Raw genomic sequence first — 15248 nt, forward strand, 5'->3', positions numbered from 1 at the left:
TAGCCGCTGTAACCGTTAGAACATCGCTGTTGCCGTGAATCCCGCTGCCGTTTGCGGACCCGCCTGTTCGCGCGTTCGCCGCTGCCTTGACCACCGCACGTATGCTGCTGGCCGCACCGCGCCAGCCCGACGAACCTGATCCGACTTTTCCGCATGGCTGTCTTCACCGCTGTTACCGAATCCCAACTCGCAGACTGGATGCGCCATTACGATCTCGGCGAGGTCGTCGAATTTCGCGGCATTACATCCGGCATAGAGAACAGCAATTTCTTTCTGACGACGACGCGCGGCGAATACGTCCTCACGATTTTCGAAAAGCTCACAGCAGAGCAGCTCCCGTTCTACCTGGATCTGATGCGGCATCTGGCAGCGCACCGCGTGCCGGTGCCCGACCCCATGCCGCGCGAGGACGGCTCGCTGTTCGGCATGCTGCTCGGCAAACCCGCGGCTATCGTGACGAAACTCGAAGGCGCGCCGGAACTCGCGCCGGGCGTCGAGCACTGCGTCGAAGTCGGGCAGATGCTCGCGCGCATGCATCTGGCCGGGCGCGATTACACCGGTTATCAGCCGAACTTGCGCAGCCTGCCGTGGTGGAAGGAGACGGTGCCGACCATCCTGCCGTTTCTCGAAGGCGAGCAGCGCGAGCTGCTGTCGTCGGAACTCGCGTATCAGGAGGCGTTTTTCGCATCCGCGGATCACGCCGCGCTGCCCGGCGGCCCATGCCACGCCGACCTGTTCCGCGACAACGCGATGTTCGCGCACGCCGCGCCCGGAACAGGCCACCAGGTGCGCCTGGGCGGCTTCTTCGACTTTTACTTCGCCGGCTGCGACAAGTGGCTCTTCGACGTCGCAGTAACGGTCAACGACTGGTGCGTGGACCTCGCGAGCGGCAAGCTCGATCAGGCGCGCACCGAGGCCATGCTGCGCGCGTATCAGACGGTGCGTCCTTTTACCGTCGAGGAAAATCGCCATTGGGGCGATATGCTGCGGGCGGGCGCATACCGTTTCTGGGTTTCGCGGCTGTATGATTTTCATTTGCCGCGCGCGGCCGAACTGCTCAAACCGCACGATCCCGGCCATTTCGAGCGCATTCTGCGCGAGCGCCTGTCCGGCGTAGCACTTCCAGGCATCCATACCTCATGCAACTGATCGAAGTTCCCGCGAAAACCGGCTATGTCTGGTTCCGGCAAGGCATCTGGCTGTTCCGCAAGAATCCGCTCGCGTTCCTGACGCTCTTCTTCACCTACCTGCTGGTGATGACGCTGGTCGCGCAAATCCCGTTGATCGGCAGTGTGCTGCCGCTCGCGTTCATTCCGGGCGTCGCCGTCGGCTTCATGGCCGCGTGCCGCGATACGATCGCCGGCAAGCCGGTGTTCCCGACCATCCTCGCGGACGGTTTTCGATCCTACGGGCCGCTGGTCGCGCGCCGGCTGATCGTGCTGGGCGTGTTCTATGTCATCGCGATGGCGCTGGTGCTGGCGGGCTCCGCGCTCGCCGACGGCGGCATGTTGCTCAAGGTGATGGTCGGCGCGGGCGGCCCGATGGACCCGGAGGCGGTTGCTAACAGCAACATGCCGCTCGGGGTGGTCACTGCTTTTGCGTTCTACGTTCCGGTCGCCATGCTGTTCTGGTTCTCGCCCATTCTTGCCGCGTGGCACGACGTGCCGCCCGTCAAGGCGATGTTCTTCAGCCTTGTCAGTTGCTGGCGCAATCGCGGCGCGTTTATCGTATTCGGCGCACTGTGGTTTGCCGTCGCGATGACCGTATCGCTCGGCTTGTCAGCGTTGATGCAGGCGCTCGGCGCCGGCGACTTCGCCTTTGCCGTGCTGATGCCCGCCACGATGATCGTCACGACCATGCTGTATTGCTCGTTCTACGCAACGTATCGCGGCTGCTACGGCGTGCAGACGCCGCAAACGCCCGACTTGCCGACCACGCCGGCGGCCTGAACGGCGTTGTTCGTCGCTCGCTGCATGCGTCAAGCCGGGCGCCTTTCCGTTGCCTGAGTGCGCTCGTGTGCTCAAGATCGCGGGCCGGCGCACTGCCATTTGCCGCTCCACTTGCCGATGACACGCGTCCGACATTCGACCGACACCTTTGAGACCGGCCTCGTCTGGTTTCGCCGCGACCTGCGCCATACCGACAACGCCGCGCTGTATTACGCGCTCAAGCACTGCGAGCGCGTCTGGTGCGTGTTCGTCTTCGACACAACGATCCTGCAGCCGCTCATTGAGCAATGGCAGTTGCGCCATCCGGGCACGCAGGCGCAAGACCGGCGCGTCGAGTTCATTCTTGAGTCGCTGCGCGAACTCGACGAAGCGCTGCGCGCGCGAGGCGGTGGCCTCATCGTCCTGTACGGCGATCCTGTAGACCTCGTGCCGAAACTGGCTGGCGAACTCGGCGCGGATGCCGTGTTTGCAAATCACGACTACGTACCGGCCGCGATCGAACGGGACGAAGCGGTACGCGAGCATCTCGCAGATGCAGGACGCACCCTCCAGACCTTCAAGGATCAGGTGATTTTTGAGCGCGCGGAACTGCTGACCGGGCAGAACAAGCCGTTCACGGTCTTCACGCCATACAAGAATGCGTGGCTCAAGCAGTTGACGAGCTTCGATCTGAAGCCCTACCCGGTCGAAACGTACGCAAACCGCCTGGCCCCGTTGCCCGCTCGCCTGAACCGGCAGCTACCGACGCTCGAACAGCTCGGCTTCGCGCCGGGCAATCTGGGGCAACTGGAATTGCCCGCAGGCATGAGCGGCGCGCAGCGTCTGCTCGACGACTTTCTCTCGCGAATCGACAGCTACGCCGAACGGCGCGATTTTCCGGCGGCAAAAGGGCCCAGCTACCTGTCGGTGCATTTGCGCTTCGGCACGGTGTCGATCCGCACGCTGGCGCGGCTCGCGCATGAGATGTCGCTGCAACCGGACGGCCGGGGCGCGGCTACCTGGCTCTCGGAACTGGTGTGGCGGGATTTTTACTTCATGATCCTCGCGCATCACCCCAGGCTCGCGAGCGGCGCCTCGTTCAGGGCCGACTACGACCGGTTGCGCTGGGAGCAAGGTCCAGAGGCGGAGGCTGCCTTCGCCGCCTGGTGCGAGGGCCGCACCGGCTACCCGCTGATCGACGCAGCCATGCTGCAACTCAATCGCACCGGCTACATGCACAACCGTCTGCGAATGGTGACAGCGAGTTTTCTGGTCAAGGATCTGGGCGTCGACTGGCGACTCGGCGAACGCTATTTCGCCGAGCAACTGAACGACTATGACTTCGCAGCGAATAACGGCGGCTGGCAGTGGGCGGCGTCGACGGGATGCGATGCGCAGCCCTATTTCCGGATTTTCAATCCGGTCACGCAGTCCGAAAAGTTCGATGCCGAAGGGCGGTTCATCAAACGCTACTTGCCTCAGCTTGCAAAGCTGCCTGCGAAATGGATTCATGCGCCGTGGCTCGCGGGCGCGCAACGGCTGGCAGAGTACGGTGTCGTGCTGGGTGAAGACTACCCGGCGCCGATTGTGGACCACGCGCAAGCTAGAGCGCGAACACTGGCCCGATTCGGCAAGTGAGCACACGCTCACATCGGTTTTTGCAGGCACGAAGCGCAAACGGCTGCGAGCCCAACGGCGATAAGCGCAGAAGCTATCGCCTTGCACCGGCGTCCTTCACTACCGCCGATGCATCAATTGACGCGCAGCTTAGTGCTGGCTCATCCACGACGGCTGACGGAAGTTCGCGTCGCGGTCCAGCTTGCGCATGCGGAATTCCAGGTCGTACAGGTCCGTCGCTTCGGCGAGGAACGCGTCAGCGCGTTCTTTGGCGAGTTGCTCGGGCGACTTCGTCAGAAACAGAAACAGGCGGGTTAGCAGGTACATGGTGAAACCTCAGCAATGAATTTAGGCGTTAAGGCCTAAGGGATAACCCGCATTATAGGGAAAACCCTAGGACTACGCCAGCATTCAATTTAGAGGTGTTGCGCAAACGTCACCGCGACCCGAGCACGACCTCACCGCACATGCATAGCGGCTTCGGCCGCGGCGCCTTCGGGCAGGCTCGCGCCCACGCGCCGCTGATGCTTGAAGAACTCCCACACCACCGCAGTGGCGTCGGGGCCCTTGGCGGAATGGAACGGCACCGCATCGTCGCCGCCGGCCCACGCGTGCGCAAGTCCCTGCACCCGGCAGACGCGCACCACGCGTCGTCCGCCGCGGAAATAATCCCGCATCGTCACGCCGCCTTTACGTTCCTCGCGCAATTCGCCGGCTTTGCGCGCGCCCTTCGAATCAATCATCCGGTTGAGCCGCAGAAACTGCGTCGCGAGTTGGTCGGCATTGACCGGCGCAACCACATGGTCCGCGTCGCCATGAATGATGATTGCCGGCATCCCCGGATAATGCGCAACGTCGGCCGCCTCGTCGACGAGTTCCACCGGATCGCGCCGCGCGCCGCGTCGCATCACGTCCATCGCGGTAATGCCGGAATGGGCTTCCCCAAGAGCAGGACCGGAATGCAGCGCGACAGCCGCGAAGCGCTCCGGATAATGCAGCGCCAGCAACGCCGTCAATCCGGCGCCTGCCGAAATTCCCGCGAGATACACGCGCTCGCTGTCAAAGCCATGCTGGGCAATGAGGGCATCCACGAGAGAAGCCACCGCGCGCGCCTCCGCACCCCCGGCGCTTTCCCCCGAGTCGTACCAATGCCAGCAGCGGTGCGAATGCGCGTGCTTCGACTGCTCCGGATAAACCACGGCGAAGCCGTAGCGATCCGCCAGCACGTTCATCCGCGTGCCTTGTGCAAATTCGTCGATGGACTGCGTGCAGCCGTGCAGCATCACGACAAGAGGCATGCTTTGCAGCGCGTGGCCCGACGGTACGTACAGCGCATAGTGGAGATGGTTGACGAGCCGCCCGGGCGCGGCCGGCGCCGAATGGAACGAGCGCGTCCACGAACCGCTCGCCCACGCAGCCGCCCGCGGACGTACCCGCGATTCGCGCGCCGCCGGGCGTGGCGCCTCGCGTTTGGCCGGAGCACGGACCAAGGCCGACTTGACCGGACGAACTTTGGTGGAGGGCTTGCTCGCCGCCGGGCGCACCGGACGCGCGGCAACGCGCTTGGCGGTCTTGTGGGCGTGCTCGCTCTGAATTGCGAGCAGACGCTTCAAACCGCGAAGCCAGATTTTGGAGAGACTTTTTGCCATCGGCGCAAAAACCTCGCAAAAAGGGACAGGATGGGCGAAAGCGCAGGCGCTTCTTGTGCAATGCACAATAACACCAATCCCGGCACTATGCAGGACGCGTGAATCTGCCCCAATTGGCCGACGCTGAGCCTTGCCGCCCGCTCGTCATCCACGCTGGGCTGCCTCTTTAGCGACTTGTTGGCGAGCTAACGCTCCGAATCAAAAAGCTTTTTTATCCAGCGCGGGCGGCCGTCAGGTGCCGTTTATACTGGCGGTTATCCCAGTGCGTCGGCGGGTGCCCCCGCTTGCGCGTTGTAATTGCTATCCACAATCCTATGCAGCCCTGAGCGCTTGTCCGATGCCCGAATTGTCCGACCACCTGTGGTACTCCATCACCAGCCTCGGCGGCGCCGGCATGACGCTGCCGCTCGCGTTCGCCATCGCGCTGTGGCTGGCGGTCGGCTACACGTGGCGTATGGCGGCGGGCTGGCTGCTGTTGCTCGGCGCGGCAATCGGCGTGGTGACGGTAACGAAGCTGGCGTTCCTGGGCTGGGGCGTCGGCGTGCGCGAGCTTGATTTCACGGGCGTCAGCGGCCACGCGATGCTCTCTACGGCGGTCTATCCGGTGGCCCTGTTCCTGATGCTGCTGCGAACGCATCCGGCCGTTCGCGTGCTGGGCGTCCTGCTCGGCCTCGCTGCCGGCATGGCGGTCGGTGTGTCGCGCGTCGTGCTGAGCGCCCACTCTCCCTCGGAAGCCGTCACCGGCTGCCTGGTCGGCGCGCTTGCCGCGCTGCTGTTTGTCCGGATGGCGTGGACGGCCCAGCCCGAGCGCCTTTCTGTCCTTCCGGTCGCGGTGAGCCTGATGCTGCTCGCGGTACTGATGCACGGCGTGCACGTGCCGACGCAGCGCTGGGTGACGCATATCGCGCTGAAAGTGTCCGGCCATGACCGGCCGTTTATCCGCGCGAAATGGAAGGCAATCCGCAACGTCTCGCCAGCCACGGCACCTGTCGCGCAGACGCACAACGTGCTCGCACCGCCCGCCTCGCTTCGCGCCTGACCCTTTCCATGCCACTGGCTGCGTCGTACGACCGGCGCAATGTCCGTCATGCCAGCGCTATTACCTCGTGTATATTACGATATGCGTTTTGACCACAGCTTCGGCACACGCCGGAGTGACACACTTCCATGACACTGTCCCGCCGTCTGCAGAACCGCACGCTGTTCGTCGCCAGCGCGATTTGTATTGCCTTTAGCGCCCAGGCGCGCGCCGACGAGCTGGTAGTGTCGGCCGCCGCGAGCCTGACCAATGCGTTCAGCGCGGTGAGCGAAGCGTTCGAAAAACAACACGCCGGCACCAAGGTGCTGCTGAATTTCGGCGCGTCGGACGTATTGATGCAGCAAATCGCCAAAGGCGCTCCCGCCGACGTGTTCGCCTCCGCGGATCAGAAGGCGATGGACAAGGCCGTAGCCGAAAAAGTCATCGCGCCGGCCACGCGCAAAGATTTTGCCGCCAACTCGCTGGTGCTGATCGTCCCGGCGGACAGCCGTTTCGCGCCGACGAGCCTCGCGGAACTGACTTCGTCGAACGTGAAGCGGATTGCCTATGGCGATCCCGCCTCGGTGCCGGTCGGCCGCTACACCCAAGGCGCGCTGAAGGCTGCGGGCGTGTGGGACGCCGTCAGCGCGAAAGCGGTACTCGCGGCGAACGTGCGGCAAAGTCTCGACTATGTGTCGCGAGGTGAAGTGGATGCCGGTTTCGTGTTCGGCACCGACGCCGCGATACTTCCCGGCAAGGTGAAAGTGGCGCTAAGTGTGCCGACGCAAGCGCCGATCACCTATCCGATCGCGCAAGTGGAAGGCAGCCGCCACGCCGCACAGGCGCAGGCGTTTGTCGACTTCGTGCTGTCGCCGGCCGGTCAGGCGGTGCTCGCGAAATACGGCTTCAAGCCGGCGCACTGAGCCCTCGAACCGATACGACACGATACGGACCGCGCAACATCATGCAACACGCCTGGATCCCGCTGATGCTGTCACTCAAGGTGGCGGGCTGGGCGACCGCGCTCAACCTGGTGTTCGGCGTTGCGGCCGGTTTTGGCTTGTCGCGCTGGCGCTCGGGCGCACGCGACGTCGTCGATTCGTTGCTGACGCTGCCGCTCGTCATGCCGCCTACGGTGCTCGGCTACTACCTGCTGGTCCTGCTGGGGCGACGCGGCGTGATAGGCGCTTGGCTGGACCGCTTCGACATTCAACTGGTGTTCACGTGGCAAGGTGCGGTGATCGCGTCGACGGTGGTCGCTTTCCCGCTCGTGCTGAAGTCCGCCCGCGCCGCCTTCGAAGCCGTCGATCCCCAGCTCGAGCGCGCCGCGCGCACGCTCGGCGTCAGCGAGACAGCGGTGTTCTTTCGCGTGAGCCTGCCGCTTGCCGCGCGCGGCATTCTCGCGGGCGGCCTGCTGGCGTTCGCGCGGGCGCTCGGCGAGTTCGGCGCCACGCTGATGATCGCGGGCAATTTGCCGGGCCGCACGCAGACGCTCTCGGTGGCCGTCTACGCAGCCGTGCAAGCCGGCGACGACAACACCGCGAACTTCCTCGTGATCGTGACTTCCGTGACGTGCGTCGTCATTCTGCTGCTCGCCGGCCGGCTCGTGCCGCAACGCACGCTTCTGGTGCCTCGCTGACATGCCGCTTGCCGTCGACATCCGCAAAACCTTCGCGAGCGCCGAGCGCCGCTTCACGCTCGAGGTCGCCTTCAACGCGACCACCCAGCGCGTGGTGCTGTTCGGCCCGTCGGGCGCCGGCAAGAGCCTGACGCTGCAGGCGATTGCCGGCCTGTTGCGCCCCGATGAAGGCACGATCGCGCTGCACGGCAATGCGCTATTCGACAGCGCGCGTCATGTCGATCTGAAGCCGCAGGCGCGCCAGGTCGCGTATCTGTTCCAGGACTATGCGTTGTTTCCGCACTTGAACGTGCGGCAGAACATCGGCTTCGGTTTGCAGCGCGGCTGGCTGAATCCGCGGGCGCGCCACAGTTCGGCGCAGGTGGATTACTGGCTCGACGCGCTCGAACTGCGCAATGTCGCGAGCAATTATCCGGCGCAGCTTTCCGGCGGGCAGAAGCAGCGGGTGGCGCTGGCGCGCGCGCTGGTGTCCAGACCGCAACTGCTGTTGCTTGACGAGCCGTTTTCCGCGTTGGACAGCAACCTGCGCCAGCGCATGCGGGCGGAACTCTCGGAGTTGCAAACCCGGCTGGATATTCCGATGGTTTTGATCACGCACGATCCCGACGACGTTGCCGCCTTCGGCGATCAGGTCGTGCAGATCAGCGACGGCCGCGTGCGTGAGCATCAAGCGTTCAGCGGTTATCTGCGCAGCGAGAGCTGATTCGCGTTTTTGCGGGCCTTTATGCACTCGCGCCCTTAGGCCCTCACGCTTTCCCGCCTCACACGCTCACGCCTTCGCCCCTTCCCCGCTCACACCCCCGCACCCTCACACCCCACGCCTCACGCCTCACGCCTCACGCCTCACGCCTCACGCCTCACGCCTCACGCCCTCAGTCTTTCACACCAAGTATCACGCTCGATGCCTTAAAAACCGCGACAGCGCTCGCGCCTTCCGCAACAGCCAGCGCATCGGCGCTCTGGTTGGTGATCACGGCAGTGATCACCGCGCCGCCTTCCAGCGCAAGCGACACCTCAGCGTTGACCGCGCCGCGCTTCACGCTCTGCACGGTGCCGCGCAGTTGATTGCGGGCCGATAGTTTCAACGGCGCGCCGCTTTCGCCGGTCACCAGCAGCACGACCCACGACGCCTTGATCAACGCGAACGCCGCCGCGCCCTCGGCAAGACCGAGCGCCTCCGTGCTCTCGTGCGTGAGAACGGCGACGATCGTATGGCCGCCGGGCAGCGTCAGCGAGACTTCGTCATTGATGGAGCCGCGCGTGATGCGCGAGACCGTGCCGTAAAGCTGATTGCGCGCGCTGGTCTTGACACCGATGCGGCCGATCAGATCCCAGTCGGTCGCGAAACCCTCGATAGCCGCGCCCGCACGCTCCAGAAAGCGCCGATGCTCGCGCTCGACCGCGCGAAACGTGTCGATCAGCTTGAGCGCGCGCGGCGTCAACGTGGTGCCGCCGCCGCCCTTGCCGCCGGTCAGCCGCACGACGAGCGGCTCGCCGGCGAGATTGTTCATGGCGTCGACGGCGTCCCACGCGCCCTTGTAGCTCATGCCGACCGCCTTGGCCGCGCTGGTGATGGAACCGGTCTCGCCGATGGCGGCAAGCAGCGCGATCCGCGACGCGCCGCCAAGCGTGTTGTTGCCCGCCTGGAACCACACGGACCCGCCGATTTCGAGCGGCTCGTGCGAAGAATCGTTGCTGTCTGAAGCCATGACGCGCGCGCTCGGCTAACGAAGGATCGAGGAGAGCGAACCATTATAGCGACCGGCCCCCGGCCCACGGAAAGACAGGCCGGCGGTCGATCGCCGGCGCCATGACTGGAAGACGAAGCGCCGCTCAAAGTGCGTAGTGCGCGATCCCATTGCCGAACGACCAGTTCTCCTTAAGCACCTCGACAAGATTGATGAGTACGTCCTCCCGTCGCAAGCCGGGCGACTCGTGCAACTCCTCCACGATGCGCTGATAGAGCGCCTTCTTCTGCTCGAGCGTGCGGGTGTTGTTCGCGGTGATCTGAATCATGACGAGGTCGTCCGTCCGCTCGACGTTCAGGTACTGGTTGTCGTACACGAAATTGGCGGCCTCGTGCTCGGTGATCAGCATGAAGACGTCGTCCTTCGGCACATTGAAGGTGGCGACGAGCGCACGCTGAATGCTGTCCGTGAGCGCCTTGCGGTATTCGACGGGTTTGCCGGCGCGTAAAGCGATGCGAGTCATTGGCATGACGTTCTCCTTGAGAGGGTGGATGCATGCACACAGCGTAGGCGCCCTCGCACATAATGAACAGACATGGCTCGCTATTTCATCTATGTTGAATTGAAATGAAAGTTCTTGATCTCGATGCGGTACGCGCGTTCGTGCTCGTTGCGGACCTGTGCAGCTTCACGCGCGCAGCCGACGCGCTAAACACCACTCAGTCGGCCGTCAGCCTGAAACTCAAGCGGCTGGAAGCGCATCTGGGCAAACAGTTGCTGGAACGCACTCCGCGGGTGGTGCGCCTTTCCGTCGACGGCAAGGCGTTTCTGGGCGGCGCGCGCGACCTGCTGAATGCGCACGAGCGGGCGCTGGGGGCGTTGTCGGTGGAACGTCGGCGACTGGCGCTCGGCCTGAGCGAGCACGTCGCGGGGCCCGACCTGCCGCAGTTGCTCGCGCGCCTGAGTGCACACGATCCGGCGCTGGTGGTCGAACTGCACCTCGGCACGTCCACCGCATTGCTGGCTCAATTCGACGAACGCCGGCTGGACGCGGCGATCGTGCGTGACAGCGTGGACGCGCCGCCGCGCGCGGACGCCCAAGTGTTGTTTAGCGAATCGCTCGGCTGGCTCGCAACGCCGACGTGGCTGCCGCGTGTCGGCGAACCGCTGGCGCTCGCGTTGTTGAGTCCGCCGTGCAATGTGCGCGACACGGCTTTGCGGACACTGGCCGATGCGTCGATAGCATGGCAGGAGGTATTTGTGGGCGGCGGGGTGGCGGCCGTGGGCGCGGCGACAGCGGCCGGCCTTGCGGTGTCGCCGCTCGCGCGCAGAGTCGCGCCGCGCGGTTTGATCGACGTTGGCCCGCGGCTGGGGTTGCCGCCGTTGCCGGAATCGCGGGTGACGCTGCACTCGCGCGTGCGCGACGAGCGTTCAAAGGAAACGCTGCGGCTAGTGGCCAACGGGTTGGCGGGTGGGTGAGCGGGGAATGAGCCGTGGTGGCGGGGCTGGCACGGCGCTGTGCCGCTGTTCCGCTGTTCCGCTGTTCCGCTGTTCCGCTGTACCGCCGTGCCGCTGTACGCTGTGTCTCTCTACCGCTGTGCCGCTGGCGGCCCGCCGCGACGGCCACCTCCCGCCTTTGCCGTGCGCCCCCGCTCAGTGCAGGATTGGCGGCAGTGATCCGCTGCGCGCGGTGGCCGGATCTGCCGCGGCGTCCGCCCGATCCGCACCGGCGCTGACTGAGAGCATCCGAGGCTTCGGCTCCGCAGCCCCCGGCTTCGCAGTTGCCGGCTTGCGAACCTGGCTCTTGCCCGTCACGGCGCCCTTCAGTGCATCACGATGCACGGCATGGTCTCGCGCAATGTCGGCATGCACGGCCCTGGCCTCGCCGGACTTCGTCCGGACGATTTGCGCGTGGGGTTTCCTGGCCCGCTCAACTCGCGCACCGTTTTGCTTCGCCTGACCGCCGACTACCGCCGCCGTCCCTTTGACGCTCCCGTTCGCTCCGTGCCGCACGCCATCACGCACGGCCGGGTTCGCCTTTGCGACATAACCCGCATGCCTGCCCGCGTTCTTCGTCGCCGACTTTGTCGTCGCGTTGACTGGCGGCTTTTGCGCCTGATGCTTCACCGCGCCATGCCTCGCATGCGCGCCGGCCTCAGGCGGATTCCATACCTCCGCATAACCGTTAGCCATGGCCGCGCCGGCTATGCACCAGGTCGCTATCGCCGTTGCTACTGCTCGAAACCACATCTGCTCGACTCCCAAAATCGCTGCCTGCTGGCGAGCCGGGATTATATTCCCTTGCAAAAATCCGAAATTGGACTAGCATAGGCAATAAGTACACATTAGGACTTACCCCATCATGGCTCACGCCGCCCGCGCCACCCAGACTGAAGCGCCGATTCGTCGGCCGTCTTCAGAGCCCTCGTTTGCGGAAATGTCCGCAGCGGGTTTGCGCGCATTCTTCAATATCGCGCGAGACTGGGACTTGAGCGCGGACGAGCAGATCGTCCTGCTCGGCTCGCCCGGCCGCTCCACTTACTTCAAATGGAAGTCGGCCCCGGAAACGGCACGCCTTGGCCGCGACACGCTGGAGCGTCTGTCGCTGCTGCTCGGCATCTACAAGGCGCTGCAAATTCTCCTGCCGCAACCCAGCGCCGCGGACAGCTGGATCAAACGTCCCAACAGCGCGCCGCCGTTCGGCGGCCGTCGTGCGCTGGACCGCATGCTGGCCGGCAACATTAGCGATCTGGTTGCGGTGCGCCAGTATCTCGACGCAATGCGGGGCGGCTGGGCGTGACACAACCGCATTGGCAGGACCGCTGGCGCAGCGCGCCACTGGACTGGTCGCCCGCGTACCGCGTCATTCCCACGCGCTTTCCGGCCGTCAATCTGTTCGATCGGGTTGCATCGGCGGAAGATTTCGACGCGCTTTACGCGCTCGAAGCCATGACCAACGACAGGCTGCGCACCGAAGTCGGCGACCTCGACCTCGTGCCACGCGAAGAACGCCGTTTCGGGCCAGGCTATGGGCCGATCATGGCCGCCCTCACGCATCTGAATCCGCTCGGCAGCCGCTTTTCCGACGGCACCTACGGCGTGTTCTATTGCGCCCGCTCGCGCGCCACCGCCATAGCCGAAACGCGCTATCACACGGGTAAATTCATGGAAGCCACGGCCGAGCCGCCCATGCGTCAGCAAATGCGTCTCTACACGGTGGTGGCGCAAGGGGAGGTAGTAGACCTGCGTGGCGATCCGCAGTTGGACCTCGCAGTGCTCTCGCCGGACGACTATCTCGCCGGCCAGTCGCTCGGACGCGCGGTGCGCGAAGCCGGAGCGCCAGGCATAGCGTATCCGTCGGTGCGCGACCCGGAGGGCGAATGCCTCGCGGCATTCAAGACCACGCTGCTGCGCGATTGCCATCACGCGGCGTATCTCGAGTACAACTGGAACGGCACGAGCGTGGATATGGTTTTCGAGCTGAGCCAGGTCGGCTGACAGCACCTCGAGCAGCGTGCATCAAAACTGCACGCAACCGGGTTGGCGCCCGCTCAGGGCAGCGCCAGCGCCGCCGCGCCTTCCGCGCGCGCTTCTTCAACGGAAATCGACCAGCGCCGCAGCGCCCTCGGTTCGACCAGCGTCAGTCTGCCGCCAGGCCCGAACGCGCCAGTGTCGATGAACACCTGCGAGCCGACCTGCTTGATGTCGCGCATCGGCGTATGGCCGCAGTAAGTCAGCGACAATCCGCGCTGCCGTTGCGGGTCGCCGTTACCCATCGCGAGCTCGCGTCCCCACAGCATTTGCTGACGCGTTTCGGCGGAAAAATTGCCGGCGTCGAGTTCGGCGTCGGTACCGAAGAATTCGGCGTGCAGAACATTGAAGCGCTCCTGCCCGCTGCCCACTACGCGCGCAAGCGGCAACGTGCGCAGCCGCTCCGCGTAGCGGCGCAGGCTCTCATCGGGCAAGTTGGCCGCCCATGCGCCGCCAATGCCATACCACCACTGACGCCGCAAGCGGCCATCTGCAACCGCGCAGAGCGCGTCTTCGTGATTGCCGAGCACCGCGAAAAACCATGGCTTGTCGAGCAGCGCCAGCGCCTGCTCCGAGTGCTCGCCGCGATCCACCAGATCGCCGACTGAAAACAGCCGGTCGCAAGCCGGGTCGAACGAAACGAGGCGCAGCAGATAGCGCAATGCATCGACACAACCGTGCAAGTCGCCGACTACGAAGTCGCGGCCGCTCCGGTTGGCCGGGTGATGCTGAACAGAGGTATCGAGTACGGAAGCCATAAGCTCATCATAATGCGCAATGTGCGATGCGTATGCGCGCTGCCTCTCGTAGCGCGGCAACAGATGGCGAAAACTTGACATGGAATCACGCGAAAAGCGCAGGTTTCAGGGCAAATCTTGCCGCAAATCGTCATTCTGAAGGCGCGCCCTTGCTGGCTTCGCAATCTGCCAGGCCAGCTTGTGTGCGGGTGCGCCGACTGTGTGTACACGCACCGATAAACGGATTCGACGCGCAGACGCCACCGAAAGTTGCGCTCGCTAACGCGGGCACCTGCCATCGGCTCCGGATCGAAAGGCATTGGCAAGGCCGTTGCGGAAACACTGTGCATGTGCTGCACCGCTCGCAACTGTGCACCGCGTGTGCACCGCGGACGCGCCGCGCACGCGCCGCGCACGCGTAGAATCCGCGACACCTCGGCGTCTCGTCAATTTCATGTTTACGAAATACTATCCGCAAACGCTTCGCAACCGTCCACGCATGCTGATCGCGCTCGCTCTCGGCGTCGTTGCAGCTGTATTGATGCCGCAGCACATGCGGCCGATGGTTCGTGTACTGGTCGGCTGGGACACCGCAGTGTGGAGCTATCTGGTGTTGATCTGGGCGCACATGGTCGCCGCGGACGAACACCGCGTGCGCGATTCGGCGCGCCGCGACGACGAGAACGCCGGCGTCGTGCTGTTCGTGATCTGCGTGGCCACGATTGCGAGCATTGCCGCGATCGTGCTCGAACTTGCTTCGGCCAAGGGCACGGCAGGCGCCTCGACCGTGTGGCATTACACGCTGACCGGACTGACGCTGATCGGCGCGTGGTTCATGATTCCCACCATCTTCACATTGCATTACGCGCGGCTCTACTACGACACCGACGTGCAGGAAACGCCGCTTCTCTTTCCCGATCAATCGTTGACGCCGGACTATTGGGACTTTCTGTACTTCTCGTTCACGATCGCTGTTGCGTCGCAGACGTCCGATGTCGTCCTGCGCTCGCGCGCCATTCGCCGCGCCGCGCTCGCACAGTCTATCCTTTCGTTCTATTTCAACGTCGCGGTGCTCGGCTTGTGCGTGAACATCGCGGCCGGCCTGCTCGGCTCGTAACGCCGCAATGTTGCGCGGCCCGCATGCAGCGCCGCGCAAACTGACAACTGCCCTTCGTCCCGCCACGTCGCGTGTAAAACGCGGACCAATGCCGCCCGTTTTACACGGGCTCGCGCCATCCAGCGGCTGCTCACGCCGCCGCGCGCCGCAACGCTTCCTCCAGAACACTCGCTGCTCCAAAGGCCGCCGCCTCCGGCTCACGGGCACAGCCTTTGCTGACTTCCGCAGACGTTGTGACCGGCTCGTGCCGCGACGCCTGGCGGCGAGGCACCCGTAACTGGCCAGCGGCGTGACGATCTTTGCACTACATTGACCAAGTACGCG

The 15248-nt window shown here is 64.6% G+C and carries 17 protein-coding genes; 11 read left to right on the forward strand and 6 right to left on the reverse strand.

The genetic code is table 11. The annotated features are described in order from the left end of the window. Positions 1-153: 153 nt before the first annotated feature. The 3 genes from F757_RS0120515 to F757_RS0120525 all read left to right on the forward strand — a co-directional run bounded on the left by F757_RS0120515 (position 154) and on the right by F757_RS0120525 (position 3566). Positions 154-1149: a homoserine kinase gene (locus tag F757_RS0120515; RefSeq protein WP_027213030.1), complete on the forward strand. Its 996-nt coding sequence runs from the start codon at positions 154-156 to the stop codon at positions 1147-1149. Next, positions 1140-1949, forward strand: coding sequence for a BPSS1780 family membrane protein (locus tag F757_RS0120520; protein ID WP_027213031.1), 810 nt, complete (start codon positions 1140-1142; stop codon positions 1947-1949). Before F757_RS0120515 ends, F757_RS0120520 begins: the two co-directional genes overlap by 10 nt. A 117-nt stretch (positions 1950-2066) precedes the next feature. Beyond that, a complete protein-coding gene (locus F757_RS0120525) occupies positions 2067-3566 on the forward strand; it encodes a cryptochrome/photolyase family protein (RefSeq protein WP_027213032.1) in 1500 nt (499 codons plus the stop codon). Positions 3567-3695: 129 nt separating this feature from the next. On the opposite strand, the gene F757_RS35330 is transcribed toward F757_RS0120525, so the two are convergent. Both F757_RS35330 and F757_RS0120535 read right to left on the reverse strand, forming a co-directional pair. Then, positions 3696-3872, reverse strand: coding sequence for a DUF3563 family protein (locus F757_RS35330; RefSeq protein ID WP_084530981.1), 177 nt, complete (start codon positions 3870-3872; stop codon positions 3696-3698). Positions 3873-4003: 131 nt separating this feature from the next. Beyond that, complete coding sequence (locus F757_RS0120535; protein WP_027213033.1) at positions 4004-5194, reverse strand: extracellular catalytic domain type 1 short-chain-length polyhydroxyalkanoate depolymerase; 1191 nt, start codon at positions 5192-5194, stop codon at positions 4004-4006. A 337-nt stretch (positions 5195-5531) separates the two neighbouring features. On the opposite strand from F757_RS0120535, the gene F757_RS0120540 reads away from it, so the two are divergent. The 4 genes from F757_RS0120540 (at position 5532) to F757_RS0120555 (ending at position 8554) form a co-directional block, all read left to right on the forward strand. Continuing rightward, entirely contained in the window at positions 5532-6233 is a 702-nt protein-coding gene (locus F757_RS0120540; protein ID WP_027213034.1) for a phosphatase PAP2 family protein, read from the forward strand. Between the two features lie 128 nt (positions 6234-6361). Continuing rightward, entirely contained in the window at positions 6362-7135 is a 774-nt protein-coding gene (modA, locus tag F757_RS0120545; protein ID WP_027213035.1) for a molybdate ABC transporter substrate-binding protein, read from the forward strand. A 41-nt stretch (positions 7136-7176) separates the two neighbouring features. Next, positions 7177-7851: a molybdate ABC transporter permease subunit gene (gene modB / locus F757_RS0120550; RefSeq protein WP_027213036.1), complete on the forward strand. Its 675-nt coding sequence runs from the start codon at positions 7177-7179 to the stop codon at positions 7849-7851. Between the two features lies 1 nt (position 7852). Then, positions 7853-8554 (forward strand): ABC transporter ATP-binding protein, encoded by a 702-nt coding sequence (locus F757_RS0120555; protein ID WP_027213037.1) that lies wholly within the window; start codon positions 7853-7855, stop codon positions 8552-8554. A gap of 169 nt (positions 8555-8723) precedes the next feature. Here the strand turns inward: F757_RS0120555 and F757_RS0120560 are convergent, their stop codons facing one another. Together F757_RS0120560 and F757_RS0120565 are read right to left on the reverse strand one after the other, a co-directional pair. Then, a complete protein-coding gene (locus F757_RS0120560; protein ID WP_027213038.1) occupies positions 8724-9560 on the reverse strand; it encodes a TOBE domain-containing protein in 837 nt (278 codons plus the stop codon). Positions 9561-9684: 124 nt separating this feature from the next. Continuing rightward, on the reverse strand, positions 9685-10068 hold the full coding sequence (locus F757_RS0120565; RefSeq protein WP_027213039.1) for a tautomerase family protein: 384 nt from the start codon (positions 10066-10068) through the stop codon (positions 9685-9687). 98 nt (positions 10069-10166) lie between these two features. Here F757_RS0120565 and F757_RS0120570 point away from each other — a divergent pair, with 98 nt between their 5' ends. Next, positions 10167-11018, forward strand: coding sequence for a LysR family transcriptional regulator (locus F757_RS0120570; protein ID WP_027213040.1), 852 nt, complete (start codon positions 10167-10169; stop codon positions 11016-11018). Positions 11019-11192: 174 nt separating this feature from the next. Here the strand turns inward: F757_RS0120570 and F757_RS0120575 are convergent, their stop codons facing one another. After that, positions 11193-11666 carry a hypothetical protein gene (locus F757_RS0120575; RefSeq protein WP_232221433.1) on the reverse strand — a complete coding sequence of 158 codons (474 nt, stop codon included), beginning with the start codon at positions 11664-11666 and terminating at the stop codon, positions 11193-11195. 235 nt (positions 11667-11901) lie between these two features. Between F757_RS0120575 and F757_RS0120580 the strand changes: the two genes are divergently transcribed. After that, the gene (locus tag F757_RS0120580) at positions 11902-12339 is read left to right on the forward strand and encodes an MbcA/ParS/Xre antitoxin family protein (protein ID WP_027213042.1); all 438 of its coding nucleotides are present in this window, start codon (positions 11902-11904) and stop codon (positions 12337-12339) included. After that, complete coding sequence (locus tag F757_RS0120585; protein WP_027213043.1) at positions 12336-13037, forward strand: RES family NAD+ phosphorylase; 702 nt, start codon at positions 12336-12338, stop codon at positions 13035-13037. The genes F757_RS0120580 and F757_RS0120585 overlap by 4 nt, the downstream gene beginning before the upstream one ends. Before the next feature lie 53 nt (positions 13038-13090). On the opposite strand, the gene F757_RS0120590 is transcribed toward F757_RS0120585, so the two are convergent. Further along, positions 13091-13828: a metallophosphoesterase gene (locus F757_RS0120590; RefSeq protein WP_027213044.1), complete on the reverse strand. Its 738-nt coding sequence runs from the start codon at positions 13826-13828 to the stop codon at positions 13091-13093. Between the two features lie 433 nt (positions 13829-14261). Here F757_RS0120590 and F757_RS0120595 point away from each other — a divergent pair, with 433 nt between their 5' ends. Continuing rightward, a complete protein-coding gene (locus F757_RS0120595) occupies positions 14262-14924 on the forward strand; it encodes a DUF1345 domain-containing protein (RefSeq protein ID WP_027213045.1) in 663 nt (220 codons plus the stop codon). Positions 14925-15248 lie beyond the last annotated feature (324 nt).

It is taken from the genome of Burkholderia sp. WSM2232 (assembly GCF_000472545.1).
Lineage (GTDB): Bacteria > Pseudomonadota > Gammaproteobacteria > Burkholderiales > Burkholderiaceae > Paraburkholderia.